Origin of the sequence: Micromonospora sp. NBC_01740 (assembly GCF_035920365.1) — a bacterium.
GTDB classification, from domain to species: domain Bacteria; phylum Actinomycetota; class Actinomycetes; order Mycobacteriales; family Micromonosporaceae; genus Micromonospora; species Micromonospora reichwaldensis.
In genome coordinates, this window is the sequence record NZ_CP109150.1 from 907491 (window position 1) to 929672 (window position 22182).

General features: G+C 72.8%; 24 protein-coding genes. 13 read left to right on the forward strand and 11 right to left on the reverse strand.

Annotation, left to right across the window (positions count from 1 at the left end):
- Positions 1–6: 6 nt before the first annotated feature.
- Genes OG989_RS04355 through OG989_RS04365 form a run of 3 tightly spaced genes read left to right on the forward strand, consistent with a single transcriptional unit; the run spans position 7 to position 2870 of the window.
- Complete coding sequence (locus tag OG989_RS04355; RefSeq protein ID WP_132230751.1) at positions 7–381, forward strand: DsrE family protein; 375 nt, start codon at positions 7–9, stop codon at positions 379–381.
- 54 nt (positions 382–435) lie between these two features.
- Positions 436–816, forward strand: a complete 381-nt coding sequence (locus tag OG989_RS04360) for an SCP2 sterol-binding domain-containing protein (protein ID WP_327029755.1) — start codon at positions 436–438, stop codon at positions 814–816.
- Positions 813–2870 carry an amylo-alpha-1,6-glucosidase gene (locus OG989_RS04365; protein ID WP_327029756.1) on the forward strand — a complete coding sequence of 686 codons (2058 nt, stop codon included), beginning with the start codon at positions 813–815 and terminating at the stop codon, positions 2868–2870. Before OG989_RS04360 ends, OG989_RS04365 begins: the two co-directional genes overlap by 4 nt.
- A gap of 8 nt (positions 2871–2878) precedes the next feature.
- On the opposite strand, the gene OG989_RS04370 is transcribed toward OG989_RS04365, so the two are convergent.
- The 6 genes from OG989_RS04370 to OG989_RS04395 form a co-directional block, all read right to left on the reverse strand.
- Positions 2879–3736 carry a hypothetical protein gene (locus OG989_RS04370; protein ID WP_151452969.1) on the reverse strand — a complete coding sequence of 286 codons (858 nt, stop codon included), beginning with the start codon at positions 3734–3736 and terminating at the stop codon, positions 2879–2881.
- A 99-nt stretch (positions 3737–3835) separates the two neighbouring features.
- Positions 3836–4159, reverse strand: coding sequence for a DUF1416 domain-containing protein (locus OG989_RS04375; protein WP_132230747.1), 324 nt, complete (start codon positions 4157–4159; stop codon positions 3836–3838).
- A 3-nt stretch (positions 4160–4162) separates the two neighbouring features.
- A complete protein-coding gene (locus OG989_RS04380; RefSeq protein ID WP_327029757.1) occupies positions 4163–5011 on the reverse strand; it encodes a sulfurtransferase in 849 nt (282 codons plus the stop codon).
- Between the two features lie 204 nt (positions 5012–5215).
- A complete protein-coding gene (locus OG989_RS04385; protein ID WP_311202345.1) occupies positions 5216–5293 on the reverse strand; it encodes an Ms5788A family Cys-rich leader peptide in 78 nt (25 codons plus the stop codon).
- Positions 5294–5499: 206 nt separating this feature from the next.
- On the reverse strand, positions 5500–6288 hold the full coding sequence (locus OG989_RS04390) for an LmeA family phospholipid-binding protein (RefSeq protein ID WP_327029758.1): 789 nt from the start codon (positions 6286–6288) through the stop codon (positions 5500–5502).
- An 82-nt stretch (positions 6289–6370) separates the two neighbouring features.
- Entirely contained in the window at positions 6371–7432 is a 1062-nt protein-coding gene (locus tag OG989_RS04395; RefSeq protein WP_151452965.1) for a hypothetical protein, read from the reverse strand.
- 246 nt (positions 7433–7678) lie between these two features.
- Between OG989_RS04395 and OG989_RS04400 the strand changes: the two genes are divergently transcribed.
- The 8 genes from OG989_RS04400 (at position 7679) to OG989_RS04435 (ending at position 15593) form a co-directional block, all read left to right on the forward strand.
- Positions 7679–8398: a winged helix-turn-helix transcriptional regulator gene (locus OG989_RS04400; RefSeq protein WP_192581269.1), complete on the forward strand. Its 720-nt coding sequence runs from the start codon at positions 7679–7681 to the stop codon at positions 8396–8398.
- Between the two features lie 107 nt (positions 8399–8505).
- Positions 8506–9435 carry a polysaccharide deacetylase family protein gene (locus OG989_RS04405; protein WP_442791940.1) on the forward strand — a complete coding sequence of 310 codons (930 nt, stop codon included), beginning with the start codon at positions 8506–8508 and terminating at the stop codon, positions 9433–9435.
- A gap of 111 nt (positions 9436–9546) precedes the next feature.
- Entirely contained in the window at positions 9547–10473 is a 927-nt protein-coding gene (gene mshD, locus OG989_RS04410; RefSeq protein WP_327029759.1) for a mycothiol synthase, read from the forward strand.
- 279 nt (positions 10474–10752) lie between these two features.
- Positions 10753–11856 carry a phosphate ABC transporter substrate-binding protein PstS gene (gene pstS / locus OG989_RS04415; RefSeq protein ID WP_327029760.1) on the forward strand — a complete coding sequence of 368 codons (1104 nt, stop codon included), beginning with the start codon at positions 10753–10755 and terminating at the stop codon, positions 11854–11856.
- 52 nt (positions 11857–11908) lie between these two features.
- Positions 11909–13000: a phosphate ABC transporter permease subunit PstC gene (gene pstC, locus OG989_RS04420; protein WP_151452961.1), complete on the forward strand. Its 1092-nt coding sequence runs from the start codon at positions 11909–11911 to the stop codon at positions 12998–13000.
- Between the two features lie 151 nt (positions 13001–13151).
- Positions 13152–14240: a phosphate ABC transporter permease PstA gene (gene pstA / locus OG989_RS04425; RefSeq protein ID WP_151452960.1), complete on the forward strand. Its 1089-nt coding sequence runs from the start codon at positions 13152–13154 to the stop codon at positions 14238–14240.
- Positions 14241–14260: 20 nt separating this feature from the next.
- Entirely contained in the window at positions 14261–15037 is a 777-nt protein-coding gene (gene pstB / locus OG989_RS04430) for a phosphate ABC transporter ATP-binding protein PstB (protein WP_132230738.1), read from the forward strand.
- A gap of 142 nt (positions 15038–15179) precedes the next feature.
- Positions 15180–15593, forward strand: coding sequence for a VOC family protein (locus tag OG989_RS04435; protein WP_327029761.1), 414 nt, complete (start codon positions 15180–15182; stop codon positions 15591–15593).
- A 91-nt stretch (positions 15594–15684) separates the two neighbouring features.
- Here the strand turns inward: OG989_RS04435 and OG989_RS04440 are convergent, their stop codons facing one another.
- Positions 15685–16518, reverse strand: a complete 834-nt coding sequence (locus OG989_RS04440; RefSeq protein ID WP_151452958.1) for an NUDIX hydrolase — start codon at positions 16516–16518, stop codon at positions 15685–15687.
- A gap of 70 nt (positions 16519–16588) precedes the next feature.
- Between OG989_RS04440 and OG989_RS04445 the strand changes: the two genes are divergently transcribed.
- A complete protein-coding gene (locus tag OG989_RS04445) occupies positions 16589–17557 on the forward strand; it encodes a Gfo/Idh/MocA family protein (RefSeq protein ID WP_151452957.1) in 969 nt (322 codons plus the stop codon).
- Positions 17558–17600: 43 nt separating this feature from the next.
- On the opposite strand, the gene OG989_RS04450 is transcribed toward OG989_RS04445, so the two are convergent.
- The 3 genes from OG989_RS04450 to OG989_RS04460 all read right to left on the reverse strand — a co-directional run bounded on the left by OG989_RS04450 (position 17601) and on the right by OG989_RS04460 (position 20312).
- Positions 17601–18605 (reverse strand): inorganic phosphate transporter, encoded by a 1005-nt coding sequence (locus OG989_RS04450; RefSeq protein WP_132239992.1) that lies wholly within the window; start codon positions 18603–18605, stop codon positions 17601–17603.
- Between the two features lie 4 nt (positions 18606–18609).
- On the reverse strand, positions 18610–19236 hold the full coding sequence (locus tag OG989_RS04455; protein ID WP_088998168.1) for a DUF47 domain-containing protein: 627 nt from the start codon (positions 19234–19236) through the stop codon (positions 18610–18612).
- A 143-nt stretch (positions 19237–19379) separates the two neighbouring features.
- Entirely contained in the window at positions 19380–20312 is a 933-nt protein-coding gene (locus OG989_RS04460) for a PPK2 family polyphosphate kinase (protein ID WP_327029762.1), read from the reverse strand.
- A gap of 316 nt (positions 20313–20628) precedes the next feature.
- Between OG989_RS04460 and sigJ the strand changes: the two genes are divergently transcribed.
- Positions 20629–21585 (forward strand): RNA polymerase sigma factor SigJ, encoded by a 957-nt coding sequence (gene sigJ, locus OG989_RS04465; RefSeq protein ID WP_327029763.1) that lies wholly within the window; start codon positions 20629–20631, stop codon positions 21583–21585.
- Positions 21586–21610: 25 nt separating this feature from the next.
- On the opposite strand, the gene OG989_RS04470 is transcribed toward sigJ, so the two are convergent.
- Positions 21611–22117 (reverse strand): DUF402 domain-containing protein, encoded by a 507-nt coding sequence (locus OG989_RS04470; RefSeq protein ID WP_151457101.1) that lies wholly within the window; start codon positions 22115–22117, stop codon positions 21611–21613.
- Positions 22118–22182 lie beyond the last annotated feature (65 nt).

A 22182-nucleotide genomic window follows, 5' to 3' on the forward strand; every position in this document is an offset into this window, starting at 1 on the left:
CATCCTATGCTGGGCCCCATGGCCCGCACTCTCGTCGTCAAGGCCACCGCCGGCGCGGACGCCCCGGAGCGGTGCGCCCAGGCATTCACCGTCGCCGCCACCGCAGCCGCCGCCGGGGTGCACGTGTCGCTCTGGCTGACCGGGGAGTCGACCTGGTTCGCGCTGCCGGGCAAGGCACAGGAGTTCGAGCTGCCGCACTCGGCCCCGCTGGCCGAGCTGCTGCACGTGATCCTCACCACCGGAACGGTGACCGCCTGCACGCAGTGCGCCGCCCGGCGGGACATCGGGCCGGACGACGTGCTGCCGGGTGTCCGCATCGCCGGCGCGGCGGTGTTCGTCGAGGAGACGATGGCCGAGGGGGCCCAGGCCCTGGTCTACTGACCGCCGCCCGCCGATACCGGCCCGACAGGTCGGACAGATGCCTACGATTCGGGTGTGACCGAGGCGACGGAGCGATTCTTCGAATCACTGCCGGCGCGCGCCCCCAAGGTGCTGGTCAGCCCGGTCAGCGGAACGATGCAGATCGACCTCGCGGAGGGCGGTCAGACGGTGCACTGGCTGGTCCACCTTCGTCCGGGCGAGATCGAGGTGAGCCGCGACCGGGGGCCCGCCGACGCGATCTGGTACACCAGCGCGGACCTGTTCGACCGGCTCGTCACCGGCCGGGCCCAGGCGATCTCGTCGGTGCTGCGCAACGAGAGCAGCTTCAGCGGCGACATCGTGCTCTTCCTGCTGTTCCACCGGTTCTTCCCCGACCCGCCCGGCACCCGCGACCCCCGCACGGTCGCCCGCAAACAGGCCGGGCGGCTGCCGTGAAGGAACTGGTCAGCATCCTGGACGGCAACACCTTCCTGGTCAGCGACAGCCGCGGCGACATCGAGCCGTCCCTCGACTTCCCGACCGGGCTCTTCTCGTTCGACACCCGGCACCTCTCCACCTGGTTGCTGACCCTCGACGGCGAACGGCTGCACGCCCTCTCCGTCGACACCGCGGAGTCCTTCCGCACCCGCTTCTTCCTCGTGCCCGGCGAACCGACGCACTACCTGGACGCGAAGGTCTCGATGATCCGGAGCCGGGCCATCGGCGGCAGCTTCGAGGAGGAGCTGACGCTGCTCAACCACTCCGGCGAGGACATGGAGTTCGTCGTCCACCTCGCCATGGGCGCCGACTTCGCGGACCTGTTCGAGATCAAGCACGTCCGGCGCAAGGAGGGCCACTCCACCGCCACCGTCGGCGAGAACGAGCTGCGCCTGACCTACCGCCGGGAGAGGTTCCACCGCGAGACGGTCATCCGCACCAGCATGCCCGCGCACATCGAGGTCTCCGGCATGACCTACCGGGTCCGGGTCGGCCCGCGCGGCGAGTGGACGACGCGGCTGCACGTGTCGACAGTCGTCTACGGCGCGCGCGGCGAGGACATCCGGGCCAACCTCCCGCAGTACGGGGGCAGCCGCAGCCCGGACGCGATCCGGGCCGAGCAGGACGAGCTCGTCGCCCGGGCGCCCAAGCTCGGCTGCGACTGCCAGCCGCTGGCCGGGGCGTACCGGCAGAGCCTCCACGACCTGGCGGCGCTGCGCTACGAGTCGATCACCCTCGGCGTACGCCTGGTGGCCGCCGGCCTGCCGTGGTTCATGACGCTGTTCGGCCGGGACAGCATCATCACCTCGCTCCAGGTTCTGCCCTTCCTGCCGGAGCTGATCCCGCCGACCCTCATGATGCTGGCCGGCCTCCAGGGGCACCGGATCGACGACTTCCGGGACGAGGAGCCGGGCAAGATCCTGCACGAGCTGCGCTACGGCGAGACGGCGGGCTTCGAGGAACAGCCGCACTCGCCGTACTACGGCTCGGCGGACTCGACGCCGCTGTTCGTCATCCTGCTCGACGAGTACGAGCGGTGGACCGGCGACGACCGGCTGGTACGGGGACTGGAGGCCCAGACCCGGGCCGCCCTCGCCTGGATCGACACGTACGGGGACCTGCTCGGCACGGGCTACCTCTGGTACCAGACCCGCAACCCGCAGACCGGGTTGGCGAACCAGTGCTGGAAGGACTCCTGGGACTCGATCTCGTACCGCGACGGCCGGTTCCCCGGCTTCCCCCGCGCCACCTGCGAACTCCAGGGCTACGCGTACGACGCGAAGATCCGCGGCGCCCGACTGGCCCGGGAGTTCTGGGGCGACCCCGCGTACGCCGACCGGCTGGAGCGGGAGGCGGCCGAGCTCAAGATCCGGTTCAACCGGGACTTCTGGATCCCGGAACGGGAGTACTACGCGCTCGCCCTGGACGCCGACGGCCTGCAGGTGGACGCGCTCACCTCCAACATCGGGCACCTGCTGTGGAGCGGCATCGTCGACGAGTCACGGGCCGGCCGGATCGCCGAACACCTGATGGGGCCACGGCTCTACTCCGGTTGGGGCGTCCGGACCCTCGCCGACGACCAGGGGCGCTACAACCCCGTCGGCTACCACGTCGGGACGGTGTGGCCGTTCGACAACTCGATCATCGCCTGGGGGCTGTGGCGGTACGGCTTCCGCCGGGAGGCCGGGCAGATCTGCGAGGCCATGCTGGCCGCGTCCCCGTTCTTCGACGGACGACTGCCGGAGGCCTTCGCCGGCTACGAGCGGGACCTCACCGACTACCCGGTGGAGTACCCCACCGCGTGCAGCCCGCAGGCCTGGTCGGCGGGCACGCCGCTGCTGCTGCTCCGGGTGATGCTGGGCCTGGAGCCGCAGGGCGACCACCTGATCATCGACCCCGCCGTGCCCGAGGGGATGGGGCGGATCGAGCTGCTCGACATCCCCGGCCGCTGGGGCCACGTCGACGCCCTGGGCCGCAGCCGCGCCCCGCACGACCACCCGCGCGGCCGCTGACCACCTCCTCAGGCGGGGCAGCCGGTGTTGACGGAGACGACGACCTGGTCGCCCGAGAGGTCGGCGACGACCATGGCGGCGCCGCGCCGGTAGGCGTACGCCTGCGCGGTGTCCAGCATCGGGACGCGGGCCACGGAGGCGAGCGCGTCGGCCGGCGACGGCGGGGCCGGGATGGCGGCGGCGCGGGCGGTGCGGGCCGTGCCGCCGGTGGGGCACGGCGCGACGACCACCTCGGCGGCCGACCCGGGCGGGCCGCCGAGCGCCCGCAGCGCCGCGGCCAGGGCCTCGGCCTCGGCGCCGTCGGCGCCGACCGCCGGCGCGGTGTAGCCCTCGCCGACCGGCCGGCAGCCCGTGTCGGCGGTCAGCCGGACGAGGCCGTCCGCCTCGACCCCGCCGGAGACGGTGACGAACTCGCCCGCGTCGGCGCGCAGCCGGGGGCCGTCCTCCGCCGTCACCCGGACCCCGGCCCGCCAGCCCTCGGGGAGTCGGTCGGCGACCCGCTCCAGCAGCGACCGCTCCAGGCCGCTGGGAACGAACACGTCCACCCCGCGGGTCAGGGTGGCGCCCTCGGCGAACGGGGTGACGCGGCAGCCCCGGTCGACCACGGGCGGGGTCAGCACGGCGGTGTCGCCGGCCGCCGCGACCAGTGCGCCGACCGCGCGGTCGACGAGCGGGCCGGCCTCGGTCAGGGTGCGCTGCTCCCGGACGGTCGGCGGATCGTTGCGCACCGAGAGCCAGGTCAGCGCCGCCAGCAGCACCGCCCACGCCACCGTGCCGGCGAGCAGCCAGGGCAGCCACCGTCGGGGGGCCGCCGGCCGATCGGGACCGGTAGGCGGGGCCTGCCCCGCCGCTTCCACGCCGTTCACGGGGGCAATCGTGTCACGCCGGTCGACCGTGCCCGGAGACGGTCGCGGCCCGCCACCTGCGAAGGCGACGGGCCACGGACCGATCAGAGCGTGGAAGGGTCAGGAGGCGACCGTGACGGCGACCTCGTTGATGCCCCGGGCGGCGGTCACGGCGGTGTCGCCGTTGCCGTGCCGGGAAAGCGCCCGCAGGGTCCAGGCACCCGGCGCGGCGAAGAACCGGAACTGGCCGGCCGGCGAGGTCACCACCTCGGCGGTGAACTCACCGGTCGAGTCGAGCAGCCGGACGTACGCGCCCGGGACGGCCTCGCCCGCGTCGGAGCGGACGACGCCGGTGATCACGGTTTCCTTCTCCAGGTCCAGGCTCGCGGGCAGCGGGGCGGCCTGGTCGGGCGCGGCGCAGCCGGCAGCGGTGGGTGCGGTCATGGCTCAGGCCTCCCCGGGCTCGTCGCCGAGCGCGACCGGCACGCCGACCAGCGAGCCGTACTCGGTCCAGGATCCGTCGTAGTTCTTCACGTTGCGGTGGCCGAGCAGCTCCTGGAGCACAAACCAGGAATGCGAGGAGCGCTCGCCGATCCGGCAGTACGCGATGGTCTCGCGGCTGTCGTCCAGCCCGGCGTCGGCGTAGATCTTGCGCAGCTCGTCGTCGGACTTGAAGGTGCCGTCCTCGTTGGCCGCCTTGGACCACGGCACGCTGATCGCCGTGGGGATGTGCCCGGCCCGCTGCGCCTGCTCCTGCGGCAGGTGGGCGGGGGCGAGCAGCCGGCCGGCGAACTCGTCGGGGCTGCGCACGTCGACCAGGTTCTTGGTGCCGATGGCGGCCACGACCTCGTCACGGAAGGCCCGGATCGAGGTGTCCGGCTCCTGCGCCACGTACTGCGTCGCCGGGCGGGTCACCGTGTCCCCAACCAGCGGACGGGCGTCCAGCTCCCACTTCTTGCGACCGCCGTCGAGCAGCTTCACGTCGCGGTGGCCGTAGAGCTTGAAGTACCAGTACGCGTACGCGGCGAACCAGTTGTTGTTGCCGCCGTAGAGGATGACGGTGTCGTCGTTGCTGATGCCCCGCTCGGAGAGCAGCGCCTCGAACTGGCTCTTGTTGACGAAGTCCCGGCGCACCTGGTCCTGGAGGTCGGTCTTCCAGTCCAGCTTGATCGCGCCGGCGATGTGGCCGGTGTCGTAGGCCGAGGTGTCCTCGTCGACCTCGACGAAGACGACGCCCGGGGCGTCGAGGTTCTTCTCGGCCCATTCGGCCGAGACGAGTGCGGTGTCGCGACTCATCAGATCACTCCCTGGTGAGGATGGATGGTGAACCAGCACGAGGGCATCGAAAGTCGTGACGATCGCACCACGCGCGGGATCCACCGTATGGACGGATCACGGGTTCGTGCGACGGCGCCGCTGCCGGGCGTTGAAAGAGAGCACGGGAGAAGAAAAAATCCCTGTGTGCCGGTGGCCGCTAGGCGGCCGAGGACAGCCCCGCCGTCAGATGACGGGGCGACACAGGCAGGTGGCCACGCGGCACAGGTCGACCGCGCGCCGTTTGGTGAGGAGCGTCCCCATGAGCAGGGAGCCTACCAGCCGGGCACGGCCACACCAGGGGGCCGACCAGCATCCGGGACGCACGTACTGGTAGCCCGGGGTGCAGGGAAGTGCGCCTTCCTGTCGCAATCGGTGGAGGAAGGGCCCTTCCTGACCGGCGGGCGGACGCGGGCGCAAGCGCGGGCGGCTCGGGGCCGGGGCCGGAGGCGGTGGATCGGTCGGGTCGGTCAGCCGGCGGCGGAGTTGATCGGCACGTTCCTGGCGTCCGCGGTGACGGTCAGCCCCTCGGGCAGCGGCCGGACCTCCCGGACGGCGAGCTGGAACGGCAGCTCGGGCAGGGGCACGTCGATGGAGATGCTGCGGGCGTAGTTGCTGAGCAGCGTCCGGGCCAGCGGCAGGTTCGGCAGGCCGTCGGCGCTCAGGTCGTTGAACTTCAGCGCCACCTGCCCCTCCTTGCCGACCGTGATGTCGGCGGTGCCGGTCACGGTGAGACGCTGGCCGAGGATGTCGACCGGGGCGGTGACGGCCAGCCGGCCGTTCTGCTCGCCGAGGGTCAGCCCCGGCCGGTCGAGCAGCTTGGCGAGGCTGTCGTAGCTGATGGTGCCCGTCCCGTCGACGGTCTCGGCGACCACGTCGCCCTGCCCCGAGCGGATGGTGTCGAGCGAGGCGCGCACGTTGCGGGCGTCCACGTCGAGCTTCGGCAGCGCGACCGCGTCGCCCCGCACCGAGCCCTGCACGTCGCGCAGCGCGATGGAGATGCGCTCGTACCGGCCGTCGAGCACCTGGGTGAGGAACGGGACCCCGCCGACCTCCACCTCCGGCGGCGAGGACTGCGCCCCCTGCTTGGCGATCTCCTGTCGGACCTGGTCGGCGATGGCCCGCTCGGCCACCCCCACGGCGACCCGGTCGGCCACCACGATCAGTCCGCCCAGGACCAGCAGCAGCACGACGAGGGTGATGAGCACCTTGCGCCCGCGTCGCCGGGGCCGCTCCTCGTACGTGTCGTCGTGCGCCACGCCGCCTCCTGTCGTCAGTGCCGAGGGTGCCGCGGAGCGGCCCACCGGTGGTACCCGATCGGGGAAAAGCTCAACCGCCGCGTCAGAGAACGAGCTTGCACATGGCGTACGCGGCCGGCGCGGCCAGGGCGAAGCCACCGAGGGGCCCCTGCATGTGCCGGGCCACCCACATGGTCGGCGGCTCCCCCGCCATCAGCCGGCCCGCCTCGGCGTAGCCCACGGCAAGGTCGGCCAGCACGGCGGTGACCGCCGCGACCAGCCCGATGATCGCGGCCCGGGTCGGGGTGAAGGGCGTCACCAGGTAGCTGCCGAGGACGGCGCTGACCAGCGTGCCGACCATCGCGCCGGCGACCACGCCGGCCGCGCCCCGGGGCACCTGGGGGGCCAGCCGCGGCCACGGCGCGACCGCGTCGGTCAGCCGGGCGACGGTGAGCGCGACCGCGCTGGCGGTGAGGCACACCGTGATGGCCTGGGTGCCCGCCGGGATCCGGCTGAGCACGATCAGGGTGGCGAAGGCGACGACGCCGACCACGATCAGCAGGGTGCTGCCGAGCGAGTCGGTCACCCGCACCCGGTCGACCCGCCGGACGAGCTGGCCGAGCACCCCGAGGGCGAAGCCGCCCGCCGCGACGTAGCCCAGCGGCGCCAGGCCGGCGACGTCCGTCTGCACGGCCGCGGTGTCGGCCGCCACCGCGGCGGCGGCGCTGACGGCGGCCACCAGCAGCAGCGCGGGCGGTCGCATGGCCATCGTCCAGGCCAGCACGAAGAGCAACTGCACGCCGAAGACGACGAACGCGAAGGGCAGGCGGTGCCCCGGGCCGGCGGTCTGCGCCCCGAGCACCAGACCCACCCCGAGCAGCGCGGCGAACCCGGCGACGGTCAGCGCGAGCGGGCGGCGCACCTCGACCGGCTCCACCAGCTCCTCGTCCGGCTCGTCGTCCGGCTCGTCGTCGGGTCGCCGGGCCGGCTCACCGGCCCGCCGGGCGCGGCGCGGGCCGCTGCGCTCCCGGCGCTCGCCGTCGTCGTCGGGGGCCGGCCCGGTGCGCGGCGCCGGCGGCTGGCCACGGGACGGGCCGGACGGCCCGGGGCGGGGCCCGTCGGGCCACTGGTCGCGGCCGGTCTCGGGCGAGCTGGAGGGAAACACGCCCCGATCGTGCCAGACCCGCCGGCCGATGCGGGGGCCACGGTTTCGGCAACGTTAAAACCTGGGGTCACGATCAGGGGCAAGCCGGGCAAACGGGAAAGGACGTGGAGGCGCGACCGGGGCCTTCGGTTACGCTCAAGCCGTTACCCGCCCGTCAGCGACGCCGGGACCCACGCAAGTTCATCAGCGTCACGCCCCGCCACGGAGTGCGCTGGTCGCGCGCGGCCGACGGCCGCCGGGACGGAGGTGATCGTGGAGATCCTGCTGCTGGTGACCGCGCGCGCAGGCGAACCATCCGCTGTGCTGCCGGCGCTCGACCTGCTGCCGCACTCGGTCCGCACCGCGCCACGCGACGTCCGCACCCTGGTCGCCGGCCCCAGTCCGGACGCGGTGCTGGTCGACGCCCGCTCCGAGCTGAGCGAGGCGCGGGCGACCTGCCGGATGCTGCACGCCACCGGGCTCGGAGTGCCCCTGGTCGCGGTGGTCACCGAGGCCGGCCTGATCGCGCTCAACGCCGACTGGGGCGTCGACGACGTCATCCTCGCCGCCGCCGGGCCGGCCGAGGTGGAGGCCCGGCTGCGGCTCGCCGTCGGGCGGCTGAACAACGCCACCTCCGGGGCCGGCGGCTCGATCCGCGCCGGCGAGCTGACGATCGACCCGGACACCTACGCCGCGAAGCTCAAGGGCCGGCCGCTCGACCTCACCTACAAGGAGTTCGAGCTGCTGAAGTTCCTGGCCCAGCACCCGGGCCGGGTGTTCACCCGGGACCAGCTCCTGCGCGAGGTGTGGGGCTACGACTACTTCGGCGGCACGCGCACCGTCGACGTGCACGTCCGGCGGCTGCGCGCCAAGCTCGGCTCCGAGTACGAGTCGATGATCGGCACGGTGCGGCAGGTGGGCTACAAGTTCGTCGTACCGCCCTCGCGGTCCCTGCCGGAGAGCGAGCACGCGCCCCTGCCGGTCTGACCTCCCCGTCCCTTTCAGGGACGGTTTCGCATATGCCCTTTTTGCGCTGCTAGCCGGTTCTATTCTGACTGCCGGGTTTGCGACAAAAAGGGGGCGGCGGAGTGCGCATCGACCACGGGGGCGGCGGCGGATCGACACGATGGGGCCCACTGATCCGGGACCCCTCGGCCGCGCGCACCATCGGGCTCGTCACGCTGGTGGTCGCCGCGCTGCTCGGTTCCGCGTACGCCCTCGGGCGCAGCCTGGTCCCCGACCCGCCGACGTCCCGGTCCAGCGTGACCACCAGCGCCACCGGCCCGCACTACGCCGACCAGCCGCCGACGAAGGACACTCCGCGCCGGACCCCGGAGGGTGCGCCGAGCACCAGCCCGGCGGAGGCCGGGCAGGACGGCGGCGCCAGCCCCCAGGGCACGCCGTCGCCGGTACCGGCCGACGGGCCGTTCGGCGCGCAGACCACCAGCGGCACCTCGCTGGTCGCGCTGACCTTCGACGACGGACCGGACCCGCGGTACACGCCGCAGGTGCTCGCCCTGCTCCGCGAGCACCAGGTGCGGGCCACCTTCTGCGTGGTCGGCGAGAACGCCCAGCGCCACCCGGACCTGATCCGGGCCATCGCGGCCGACGGGCACACCCTGTGCAACCACAGCTGGAACCACGATGTCGACCTCGGCCGCCGGTCGCCGGCCGCCATCCGGGCGGACCTGCTGCGCACCAGCGAGGCGATCCGGGCGGCGGTGCCCGACGCGCCGATCGCGTACTACCGGCAGCCCGGCGGCGCCTGGACGGGCCAGGTGGTGTCGGTGTCCCACGAACTCGGCATGACGCCGCTGCACTGGACCGTGGACCCGGCGGACTGGGAGCTGCCGGGAGCCAGCCGGATCGCGGCGACGGTCGTGGCGGACGTCGTACCCGGCTCGGTCGTGCTGTTGCACGACGCCGGCGGCGACCGGCAGGGCACGGTGGACGCCCTGCACCGCATCCTGCCCGACCTGACCAGCCGGTTCGAGGTGGAGGCGCTGCCCGACGGGGGGACGTGAGCCGGCCGGCGGACGGCCCGACCACGGGCGGTCCGGCCAGGCGACCGCCGCACCGCCCCGGCGGCCGGCCGAGCGCGGCGGCGCGGGGATCGACCGGACTACGGTGACGACATGAGCAACCCCGAAGCGAGCAGCGGCCGGGTGACCCGGTCCGACCGCCTCAGCCCCACGGAGATCGCCGACGTGACGACCCTCGCCCGGGTCGCCGGCGACGCGGACGGGGCGGACCCGTTCGACGAGCACGTCCTGCTCCGGCTGCGCGACCCGGACGCGCCCGCCGTGCACCTGACCACCCGGGCGGACGACGGCACCCTGACCGGGTACGCGCACCTGGACACCACCGACCCGGGCGCGGGGATCGGCGTGGAACTGGTGGTGCACCCGGCGTACCGGCGGCGCGGGACAGGCCGCGCGCTGGCCCGGGGCGTCCTGGCGGCGGCCGACGGCCCGCTGCGGGTCTGGGCGCACGGCGACCACCCCTCCGCCGCCGCGCTCGGCGTCGACCTGGGCCTGCGCCGGGCCCGGGTGCTCTGGCAGCTGCGCCGGCCGCTGACCGCCCCGATCCCCGACCACCCGCTGCCGGACGGGGTGACGCTGCGCGCGTACCGGCCCGGCGCCGACGACGAGGAGTGGCTGGCGCTCAACGCGCGGGCCTTCGCGGAGCACCCGGAACAGGGCCGCTGGTCCCCCGCCGACCTGCGGGTACGCCTCGACGAGCCGTGGTTCGACCCGGAGGGTTTCCTGCTCGCCGTCGACGGGTCCACCGGCCGGCTGCTCGGCTTCCACTGGACGAAGGTCCACGAACGACCCGGCTCGGCCCGGATCGGCGAGGTCTACGTCCTCGGCGTGGACCCGTCGGCCCACCGCGGCGGGCTCGGCCGGGCGCTGACCGCGGCCGGCCTGGCGTACCTGCGGGACCGGCGGGACCTGGACCGGGTGATGCTCTACGTCGACGAGTCGAACGCCGCCGCCGTCGCGCTCTACGAACGGCTCGGCTTCGCCCGCTGGTCGGCGCACGTCAACTACCAGTCGGCCTGACGTCGGCACGGGCCCGGGTCGCGACGGCCCGGGCCCGTGCCGCGCGCGCCGCCGCCCCGGAAGATCCCCATACTTCCGACAGCGGCAGCCGAGTTCACACAACGGACAACCCGCCCTCAGCGAGCGGTCATCTGCCCTGTCGCACCTGTTCACTCCCCGTTCACTTCCGACCGGCGAACCGGCTACCTGGCGCTCCTAACTTTTGGATCAGCCGGTGAGCGCCGGTATACCGGCCCCCCAATCCGGGGGCGAAGTCAGACGTGAAGGGAAACCCCTCAGGTGAAGCTCCAGCGGCACGGCACCCTCGCCTGCCTCGCTCTTACCGCGACGCTCGCTCTCAGCGCATGCGGCTCGGACAACAACGAGCCCGCGAGCAGCGCCTCCGCCTCCGGGTCGGCCGCCGCCGACTGCGCCACCGGCACGCTGAACACCCAGGGCTCGTCGGCGCAGAAGAACGCCATGGACGAGTGGATCAAGGCTTACCAGCAGAAGTGCTCCGGTGCCAAGATCAACTACGAGCCGTCCGGCTCGGGCGCCGGCATCCAGGCCTTCATCGCCGGCACCGCCGACTTCGCCGGCTCGGACTCCGCCCTCAAGGAGGAGGAGCAGCCGCAGGCCGACGCCAAGTGCGTCGGCGGCGCCGCGATCAACCTGCCGATGGTCATCGGCCCGGTCGCCATCGCCTACAACGTCAACGGCGTGGACAACCTCCAGCTCAAGCCGGCCACCCTGGCGAAGATCTTCGCCGGCAAGGTGACCAAGTGGGACGATCCGGCGATCAAGGCCGACAACCCGGACGCCAAGCTGCCGTCGACCGCCATCAACGCGGTGCACCGCTCGGACTCCTCCGGCACCACCGACAACTTCACCGACTTCCTGACCAAGACCGCCGCGTCCGACTGGACGTTCGGCAAGGCCAAGGAATGGAAGGCCCCCGGCGGCACCGGCGCGGCGAAGTCCGACGGCATGGCCAGCGCCATCAAGGGCCAGGACGGCACCATCGGCTACGTCGAGTGGTCGTACGCCGAGAACGGCGGCCTGAAGACCGCCAAGGTCGGCAACGGCGCGGGCGAGTTCGCCGAGTTGACCGCCGAGTCGGCCGGCAAGACCATCGCCGGCGCCGAGGTGGTCGGCCAGGGCGACGACCTCAAGATGAAGATCGACTACAACACCAAGGAGGCCGGGGCCTACCCGATCGTCCTGGTGACCTACGAGATCGTCTGCTCCAAGGGCCTCGCCGCCGACAAGCTCCCGCTGGTCAAGGGCTTCCTCGGCCACGCCGCGAGCACCGCGGGCCAGGCCGACCTGACCGAGCTGGGCTACGCCCCGCTGCCCGAGACGGTCCGCGCCAAGGTCGAGGCCGCGGTCAAGAACCTCGCCTGAGCCGCCCGCACCGACACCGTCACCACCACCTCAACCCGAAGCGAGCGAGCAGATGGGTGAAACCCCCCACCGCTCGGCCCACGCCGGCACCGGCGGGACGCGCGTGACCGAAGGTCACGACCGGCCCGCCGGTGCCTCGGCGCGTCCGGCCGAGGCACCAGTCAGCACCCGTACCCCGGGCGGAGCCGGATTGGGCGGCGGCGGCGCGCTGCCCCGGGCCCGGGCGTTCGGCGCCGAACGGGCGTTCCGCGCCCTCACCCTGGGCGCCGGCGCCACCGTCCTGGTCGTCATCGCCGCGATCGCGGTCTTCCTCGTCGCCAAGGCGGTACCGGCGCTGGGAGCCAACACCGAGAGCTTCTGGACCTTCGAGGGCTGGTTCCCGAACGACGCGGAGCCGAAGTTCGGCATCGGGGCGCTCGCCTTCGGCACCGTGTTCAGCTCCGCGCTGGCCCTGCTGATCGCGGTGCCGGTGGCCCTGGGCATCGCGCTCTACCTGTCCCACTACGCGCCGCGCCGGCTCGGCACCACGCTGGGCTTCCTGATCGACCTGCTGGCCGCGGTGCCGAGCGTGGTCTTCGGCCTCTGGGGCCGCGACGTCTTCATCAATCCGGTGCGCGACTTCTCCGCCTGGCTGAACACGTACTTCGGCTGGATCCCGATCTTCGGCGGCGACGGCCCGTTCGGGAAGTCCATCATGCTGGGCGCGCTGGTCCTGGCGATCATGGTGCTGCCGATCATCACCTCGCTCTCCCGCGAGGTGTTCCTGCAGACCCCGACCGCCAACGAGGAGGCGGCCCTCGCCCTCGGCGCCACCCGCTGGGAGATGATCCGCACCGCCGTGCTGCCGTACGGCCGCCCCGGCATCGTCGCCGCGGTGATGCTCGGCCTGGGCCGGGCGCTCGGCGAGACCATCGCCCTGGCGATGACCCTCGGCATCACCTTCGGCATCTCGTTCAACCTCATCGAGAGTGGCGGCAACACCATCGCCGCCAACATCGCCAACACGTTCGGCGAGGCGAACGACACGGGGCGGGGCGCGCTGATCGCCTCGGGCCTGGTGCTCTTCGCCATCACGCTGATCGTCAACATCACGGCGCGGGCGATCATCCACCGCCGCCGGGAGTTCACGGAGTCGGCCGCATGAGCGAGCGTCAGCGAGCGAATCATCGTCACAGTGCGGCGGAGCCTCATGCCGCCACGGGAGCGAAGCGGAGTGGCGGCATGAGCGAGCGTCAGCAAGCGAATCATCGACACAGTGCGTCACATGGCGCCGCGCAGCGGAGCGGAGTGGCGGCATGACCACCACCGTCGCACCGCACCGGACCCGTCCGCCCGCCCAGCCGCCCACCCTCAAGGCCCGGCGCCTGCCGAGGTACGCCGCGCCGGCCATCGCCGCGGCCGCCCTGCTGGTCGCCGCCGCCTTCGTGTACGGCACCGGCACCGGCGGCCCGGTGCTGGTCGTGGTGGTCGCCGCGCTGCTCTACCTGGCCGGCCTGTTCGCCGCCGCGAACCGGGTCGAGGGGCGGCGGTCGGCCCGCAACCGCACCTGGAGCGCGCTGATCCACTCCGCGTTCGTGCTGGCCGTCCTGCCGCTGGCCTCGGTGGTCTGGACGCTGGTCAGCAAGGGCGCCGAGCGCCTGGACGGCGACTTCTTCCTCACCTCGATGAACAACATCGGCGCGCGGGACCCGAACGGCGGCGCCTACCACGCGATCGTCGGCACGCTCCAGCAGGTCGGCATCGCCGCCCTGATCACCGTCCCGCTCGGCATCCTCTGCGCGATCTACATCGTCGAGTACGGCCGGGGCCGGTTCGCCGCCGCGATCCGGTTCTTCGTGGACGTGATGACGGGCATCCCGTCGATCGTCGCCGGCCTGTTCGTGCTGGCGTTCTGGGTGCTGATCGTCTCGCCGTGGTTCAACGACGGGCGGCCCAGCTTCTCCGGCTTCGCCGCCGCGCTCGCGCTGAGCGTGCTGATGCTGCCCACCGTGGTCCGCTCCACCGAGGAGATGCTGCGTCTCGTCCCGGCGCCGCTGCGCGAGGGGGCGTACGCCCTCGGCGTGCCGAAGTGGAAGACCATCCTGCGGGTCGTGCTGCCGACCGCCCTGCCGGGCATCGTCACCGGCGTCATGCTCGCCATCGCGCGCGCGGCCGGCGAGACCGCCCCGGTGCTGCTGGTCGCCGGCGGCGGCGCGGCGATCAACTTCAACCCGTTCGAGAACAACCAGTCGTCGCTGGCGCTCTTCGTCTACCAGCAGGCCGGTGACGCGTCCCGGTACGCGCCGGCACGGGCGTGGACCGCGGCACTCACCCTGGTCTCCCTCGTGCTGATCCTGACCGTCGCGGCGAAGCTGCTGGCCCGTCGCAACCGGCTCGGCCGATGAACCCCGGAGGTACCACCACCATGGCCAAGCGCATCGAAGCCTCGGGCGTCACCGCCTACTACGGCGCCTTCAAGGCGATCGAGAACATCAACCTGACGGTCGAGCCGAAGACGGTGACCGCCCTGATCGGCCCGTCCGGCTGCGGCAAGTCCACCTTCCTGCGGTCGATCAACCGGATGCACGAGGTGCTGCCCGGCGCCCGGGTCGAGGGCAGCCTCACCATCGACGACCAGGACATCTACGACCGGGACGTGGACGTCACCGCCGTCCGACGCATGATCGGCATGGTCTTCCAGCGGCCGAACCCGTTCCCCACCATGAGCATCTTCGAGAACGTGGTGGCCGGGCTGCGGCTCAACGGGGTCCGTAGGAAGTCGATCCTGGAGGAGGCGGCGGAGAAGGCGCTCCGCTCGGCCAACCTCTGGGACGAGGTCAAGGACCGGCTGGGCAAGCCCGGCGCCGGCCTCTCCGGCGGCCAGCAGCAGCGGCTCTGCATCGCCCGGACCATCGCCGTCGAGCCGCAGGTGGTGCTGATGGACGAGCCCTGCTCGGCGCTCGACCCGATCTCCACGCTGGCCATCGAGGACCTGATGTTCCAGCTCAAGGACAAGTTCACCATCATCATCGTCACGCACAACATGCAGCAGGCCGCCCGTGTCTCGGACCGGACCGCCTTCTTCTCGATCGAGAAGACCGGCGACCCGGGCCGCCTCATCGAGTACGACAACACGCAGAAGATCTTCAGCAACCCCGGCGTGAAGAAGACCGAGGACTACATCACCGGCCGCTTCGGCTGAGCCGTGGGGCGGTGGACCCCTTCTCTCGCTGCGGGGAAGGGGTCCTTCCCTCTCCGCGCCCGCGCCGGCACACCCGGCGGCACCGGAGGATCTGCTCTAGGGTCGGGTCGGAAACGCCCACCGGTCGCTGCGGAGGACGGGCATGTCTGGATATCCCCGGTTGCTGCACACCGTGCTCGACAGCACGAACCCACGGGAGCTCGCCGAGTTCTACCGGCAGCTGCTCGGGCTGCGGTACCGGCCCGGTGACGAACCGCCGACGGACGGGACGGCCGACGACCGGGACTGGCTCGTGCTCAGAGACTCCGACGGGGCGGCCCAGCTCGCCTTCCAACTCGTCGACCGCCTGCCTCGGACCACCTGGCCCCGGCACGACGTGCCGATGCAGTTGCACCTCGACTTCACGGTCCCGGACGCGTCCGAGCTGGAGAGGCAGCGTGCGCGGGCGGAGGCCCTGGGCGCGAAACTCCTGATCGACCGGACCGACGACTCCGACGAGCCGCTGTACGTCTTCGCGGACCCGTCCGGTCACCCGTTCTGCATCTTCGTGGCCTAGCGCCGCCGCCCTCCCCGGCCCTGGTCCGCTGAGAGATCCTGGCAGGAACCGGCCCTTCCCGGGGCCGCTTCCTGCCAAGATCCGTAACGGGTCAGGCCAGCACGAAGCGGGGCTCGCCGTCGTCGGGCACGTCGAGGCGCGGGGTGACCGGGGTCGACGCGTCCCGGGTCGCCGCCGCGCGGGCCACGCCGGCCAGGTCGCCGCCGGCCGCCACCTGGGCCAGGTTCACCAGGGTGGGCGGGAGCATGGTCAGCTCACCGGCCTCCGCCCTGGCCAGGGCGTCCGCCGGGCGGGCCCACAGGGTGTGGTCGGCCTCCCCGGAGACGTCCCGGGTCCGCTGCCCCTCTGGCAGCAGTGCCACGAAGAAGTACGTGTCGAAGCGGCGCGGCTCGAACTCCGGCGTGATCCACCGGCTCCACGGCAGCAGCAGGTCCGACCGGAGGGTGAGCCCGCGCCGGGCGAGCAGGTCCGCGAAGCCGCCCCGGCGCTGCTCCAGCGCCACCCGGTCGGCCTCCCAGTCGTCGCCGCTCACGTCGCCGACCACGGTCTGCGTGTCGGGGCCCGCGAGCAGGACCCCGGCCTCCTCGAAGACCTCCCGGGCGGCGGCGCAGACGACCGCCTGGGCGGCCTCCGGGGTCAGCCCCAGCCGCTCGCCCCAGCCGGCGGGCGTCGGACCGGCCCAGTCCAGGTGCGCCTGCGAATCCGAGGGGTCGACCCCGCCGCCGGGGAAGGCGTACATCCCGCCGAAGGCCATCGCGGCGACCCGCCGGATCAGGTAGACCTCGAAGTCGTCGCCGGCGGGCCGGAGCAGCAGGACGGTCGCCGCGACCCGGGGCGGGGCCGGGGTGCCGCCCTCGGCGTGGAACCGGCGGGCGTGCGCCACGAGCGCCGGGGGTGCGGGGAAGCCGTCGGCGTCGATCGTCATGCGCCGAGCCTAGTTCCCGACGGGTGGATGACCACGCCGACGTCCGGTGATCTTCGCTAGCGTGGCCGCCATGACTCGTTGGGGCATCCTGTCCACCGGCCAGATCGCCGCCCGCTTCGCCGAGGACCTCCGGCTGGTGCCGGGCGCCGAACTGGTGGCGGTCGGCTCACGTACCGCCGAGAGCGCGCGACGGTTCGCGGCCCGGCACGGCGTGCCGCGCGCGTACGCCTCCTGGGCGGAACTCGCCGCGGACGACGAGCTGGACGTCGTCTACGTCGCCACCCCGCACGCCGCGCACCACCAGGCGGCCCTGACCTGCCTCGCGGCCGGCCGCGCGGTGCTGCTGGAGAAGCCGTTCACCCTCGACCTGGCGACCAGCGTGGAGCTGGTCGACACCGCCCGCGCGGCCGGGGTCTTCCTCATGGAGGCCATGTGGATGCGGACGAATCCACTGATCCGCCGGGTCTGCGAGCTGGTCGCGGACGGGGCGATCGGCACGGTGACGAACGTGCGGGCCGACTTCGGGTTGGCGGGGCCGTTCCCGCCGGAGCACCGGCTGCGGGCCCGTACGCTCGGCGGCGGCGCCCTGCTCGACCTCGGCGTCTACCCGGTCAGCCTGGCCCACCTGCTGCTCGGCGTGCCCGACCACGTCCGCTCCTGGGCGAAGCTCAGCCCCGAGAGGGTCGACGAGAACACCGGGATCGTCCTCGGCTACGACTCGGGGGCGGTGGCCGCGCTGACCTGCGGCCTGGTCGGGGCGACCCCGGTGACCGCCGCCGTCACCGGCACCGCCGGCCGGATCGAGCTGCTCGAGCTGTTCTTCCGCCCCGGTTCGGTGACCCTGCACCGGGCTGGCGCCGAGCCGGAGACGATCACCGGTGAGCTGGTCGGCGGCGGCTACCAGTACGAGGCAGCCGAGGTCCAGCGCTGCCTCGCCGAGGGCCTCCTGGAGAGCCCTCTGGTGCCTCACGCCGCCACGCTGGAGGTGATGGCGCTCCTCGACACCATCCGGGCCCAGATCGGCGTCGACTACTCCTGACGGGAAAGGGGCCCCTCGTCGACGAGGGGCCCCTTCGCGTACGTCAGCTGAAGAGCGGGCGGACCAGGAAGTACATCAGGGCGCCGATCGAGCCGGCGGCCGGGAAGGTGAGGATCCACGCCCCGACGATGTTGCCGGCCACGCCCCACCGGACGGCGGAGAGCCGCTTGGTGGCGCCGACGCCCATGATCGCCGAGGTGATCGTGTGGGTCGTCGAGATCGGCGCGCCGAGGACCAGCGCGTTGAAGTAGAGCACCCCGCTGGCGACGGTCTCGGCGGCGAAGCCCTCCGGCGGCCGGAGGTCGATGATCTTCCGGCCCAGGGTCCGGATGATCCGCCAACCACCGGCGTACGTGCCGGCGGCCAGCACGGCGGCCGACGTCCAGAACGCCCACTCCGGAATGAAGCTGGGGTCGTCCTGGTAGCCGCCGACGTAGAGGGCGAGCACCACGATGCCGATGGTCTTGGCGGCGTCCTGCATGCCGTGGCCGACCGACATGGCGGCGGCGGACGCGGTCTGCGCCCAGCGGAAGCCGCGGTTGAGCCGGCCCGGATGCCCCTTCCGGAAGATCCACTGCACGGCGATCATGACGATGTAGCCGAGCACGAAGCCGACCATCGGCGAGAGGACCATCGGGATGATCACGCTCTCCCCGATGCCGGTCCAGAGCACCGTGCCGGACGCGGCGACGGTCGAGCCGACCAGGCCGCCGATCAGCGCGTGCGACGAGGACGACGGCAGGCCGAAGTACCAGGTGACCAGGTTCCACACGATCGCGCCGATCACGCCGGCGAAGACGATGCCGAGGCTCGCCGTGCCGGTGGGCAGTTTCACCAGCCCGCTGCCGACGGTCTTGGCGACCTCGGCGCCGAAGTGGGCGCCGATGAAGTTGCCGACCGCCGCCATGGCCAGGGCCACCCGGGGTGTGAGCGCCCGGGTGGAGATGCTGGTCGCGATCGCGTTGGCGGCGTCGTGGAAGCCGTTGGTGTAGTCGAACGCCAACGCCACCGCGATCACCGCCAGCACGGCGATGAGTTCGGGACTCACAGGATCAGGACTCCTTGACCGCGATGGTCTCGACGGTGTTGGCCACGTGCTCGAAGGCGTCGCAGGCGGCCTCCAGCTCGTCGGCGACCTCCTTCATCTTCAGCACGGTCAGCGCGTCGTACTCGCCGGAGAAGAGGCGGACCAGCAGCATCCGGTACACCTGGTCGCCGTCGTTCTCCAGCCGGTTGCACTCGATCCAGTAGTCCTCGAGATCCTTCATCGACTTCAGGCGCGGCATCGCGTCGGCCGTCAGCTTCGCCTGCGCGTCCAGGACGTTGACCATCTCGTGCATCTCGCGGGGCAGCGAGGGGAGCTTGGTCAGGCCGTAGAGGTAGAGCAGGTTGCCGACCGCTTCGAGGTGGTCCATCACGTCGTCGAGCAGCGACCCGAGCCGGTAGATGTCCTCCCGGTCGAACGGCGTGATGAAGGTTGAGTTGATCTTCTTGTACAGCTCGTGGGTGATCTGGTCGCTGTCGTGCTCCACCTCGGTGAGCCGCTCGCTGACCGACTGCACCTCCACCCCGGGCAGGGCCAGCTCGTTGAGCAACTCGGTGCCCTTCACCAGGTTCTGCGCGGCCCTGGTGAAGAGCTCGTAGAAGGCGCCCTCGTTCGGGCGGAAGGAAAACTTCACAGCACGGACCTCGTCGTGTCGGTGGAAGGGTGGCGGTCGCCCGGAGGGTGCCCGCCTGGGAATGCTAGAAAACGACGGAACCGGGAATCGCGCGGCCTCCCCCAGGTCAGGCCACATTCACCGGTCGTTCACCTGCTGTTCACCTACGCCGTTCTCTCCGATCCCAGCAGCCGCTCCCGTTCGCGCCGGACGTCGAAACCGGCAGGCGGATACCCGAGATCGAGGGTGTCGAACGTCTCGCGGAGCAGGTGCGCGACGGCCCAGTCGCGGTACCACTTGCGGTCCGCCGGCACCACGTACCAGGGCGCGGCGTCCGTGCCGCACCGGCCCAGGGCCTCGGCGTACGCGGCCTGGTAGTCGTCCCAGCGGGCGCGGGCGTCGACGTCCGAGGGGTCGTACTTCCAGTGCTTGCGCGGCTCGTCCAGCCGCTCCAGCAGCCGCCGGCCCTGCTCGGCGTACGAGATGTGCAGGAACACCTTCACCAGGGCCACCCCGGCCTCGGCCTGCTCCCGCTCGAACGCGTTGATCTCGTCGTACCGGGCCTGCCAGATCGACTCGGGCACCAGCGACTCGACCCGCGCCACGAGCACGTCCTCGTAGTGCGAGCGGTTGAAGACCCCGACGTACCCGGGCGGCGGCAGCGCCCGCCGGATCCGCCACAGGAAGTCGTGCCGCAACTCCTCGGGAGTGGGCGGGCCGAACGAGCGGAGGTGCAGGCCCAGCGGGTTCATCGCGCCGGCTACCCGCTTGACGGTGCCGTCCTTGCCCCCGCTGTCCATCGCCTGGAGCACCAGCAGCACCCGGCGCCCACCCGCCCCACCGGCCGCCGCGTCGGACCCGCCCGCACCGGCGGCCGCGCCGGCGGGTCGAGCCGCCGACTGCCGGGCCTTGGCCTCGGCGAAGAGCATCTCCTGCTGGCTGCCCAGTTCCGCGCCGATCAGCGTGAGCTGGCCACGGGCCCACTCCTTGCGCTGCGGGCCGGTCACCTCCCGCCCCGGCAGCCCGGGCGTCGACCGGGGATCGACCGCCCCGAGATCGACCGCCCCGCCGGGCGCCACCCGGAGCAGCTCCCGCATCGTCCCTCCGACCGGCCCCACGACGACGTCGGCCCGGCCCACGGCATCGCGGCCCACGCCGCTCCCCTCGACCCCTCGCATCACCGGATCATCACCCACATCCGCCCCACCCGCCCGCCAACCCCGACCCCGGCCCGCGCCATGAGCCGCCGATCATGCACTTGTGGCGGGCGGAATCGCCTGCTTGGTCCGTTACGCGGGGCACCACGACTGCATGATCGACGGCGGTCTTGGGGGTGTGGGGGGCGGGGCGGGAGAATCGCGGGCGGGCGGGGCGGTACGCGTCCCGCAGTGGAGCGGGGGCAGCGTGCGGGAGATGGTGGCGGAGTTCGAGGCCGAGCGGGGGCGGCTGCTGGGGGTGGCGCACCGGATGCTGGGCAGCCGCAGCGAGGCCGAGGACGCCGTGCAGGAGACCTGGCTGCGGTACGCCGCCGCGCTCGCCGACCCGGCGGCCCGCGCCGAGATCCGGCACCTCGGCGCCTGGCTGACCACCACCTGCGCCCGGATCTGCCTGGACGTGCTCCGCTCGGCGCGGGTACGGCGGGAGGCGTACCCCGGCCAGTGGCTGCCGGAGCCGGTGGTGACGCCGCTCGACCAGGGCCCGCGCCCCGACGGCTTCGCGCCCGACCCCGCGGAGCGGGCGGTCCGCGCCGATCAGGTCGGCACCGCCCTGCTGGTGGTGCTGGAACGCCTGGCGCCGGAGCAGCGGGTGGCCTTCGTGCTGCACGACGTCTTCGCCGTGCCGTTCGCCCAGATCGCCGAGGTGCTCGGTACGACCGACGCCGCCGCCCGCCAGCTCGCCTCCCGGGCCCGCCGGGCGGTGCACGCGCCCGACGCGCCCCGGCACACCGCCGACGCGGTCGAGCAGCGTCACGTGCTCGCCGCCTTCGTGACCGCCGTCGAGTCGGGCGACCTTGCCGCGCTGGTACGGGTGCTCGCCCCGGACGTGGTCGCCGTCGGCGACAGCGGCGGCCACTTCCCGGCGGCCCGGCGGCCGGTGCTCGGGGCCGACGCGGTGGCCCGCTTCCTCCTGGGCCTGTTCGGACGTGCCGGGCGCTACGGCGGGACGCTGCGCTCCCGTCGGGTGCTCGTCGACGGCGTCGAGGGCCTGCACCTGGAGACCCGGCACTCGGACGGGCGACCGCTGCGGGTGGTGGCCGCCCTCACGGTGGACGAGGGCCGGGTGACCGGGGTCTTCCACCAGCTGAATCCGGAGAAGCTGGGCGACCTGCCGCCGCTGGCGGAGGAGGACGGCTGGCCGCCGCGCTGGTGACGGCCCGGGGGCCGGTGCCGGCGGGTCAGACCACCAGGGCCAGCCACTTCCGGTACGACGTGGCGAACGGCTCGGTGCCGTCGCCCAGTGCCCCGAGCAGCCACCGGGCCGCCGCCTCAGCCTGCGCCACCACGTCGTCCGGGTAGCCGAAGCGGGCCCGGTGCTCGGCGAACTCGTCCTCGTCGCGCAGCTCCACCAGGCCGGTGGTCCGGCGGCGCACCACGTCGAGGTCGAGGTCGATGAGGTGGACGGTGTCGTCGTTCTCCCAGCGGGCCGGGCTGGCGATGTCGCAGTAGACCTCGCTGGTCCGTGGCGGCGGGTTGAACATGCCGGTCCACCAGGCGTGGTGCGGCACCAGGAGGACGAACGGGATCTGCTCCACCGACGGGCGACCGTGGTAGACGGACTTCGTGCCCTCGGTCACGCCGAGCCAGACGCCGAGCTCGTCCTCGGCCAGCCGGCGGGCCGGGTAGTCGCGGTGGGCGCTGCCGTCGTACTTGCGGTAGATCACGCGGACCACGTCGCTCGGCATGAGTCGCACCCTAACCGATACCGCCCATCCGTCGCCGCACGGAAGTAACCGGACGCGGTCGGTGG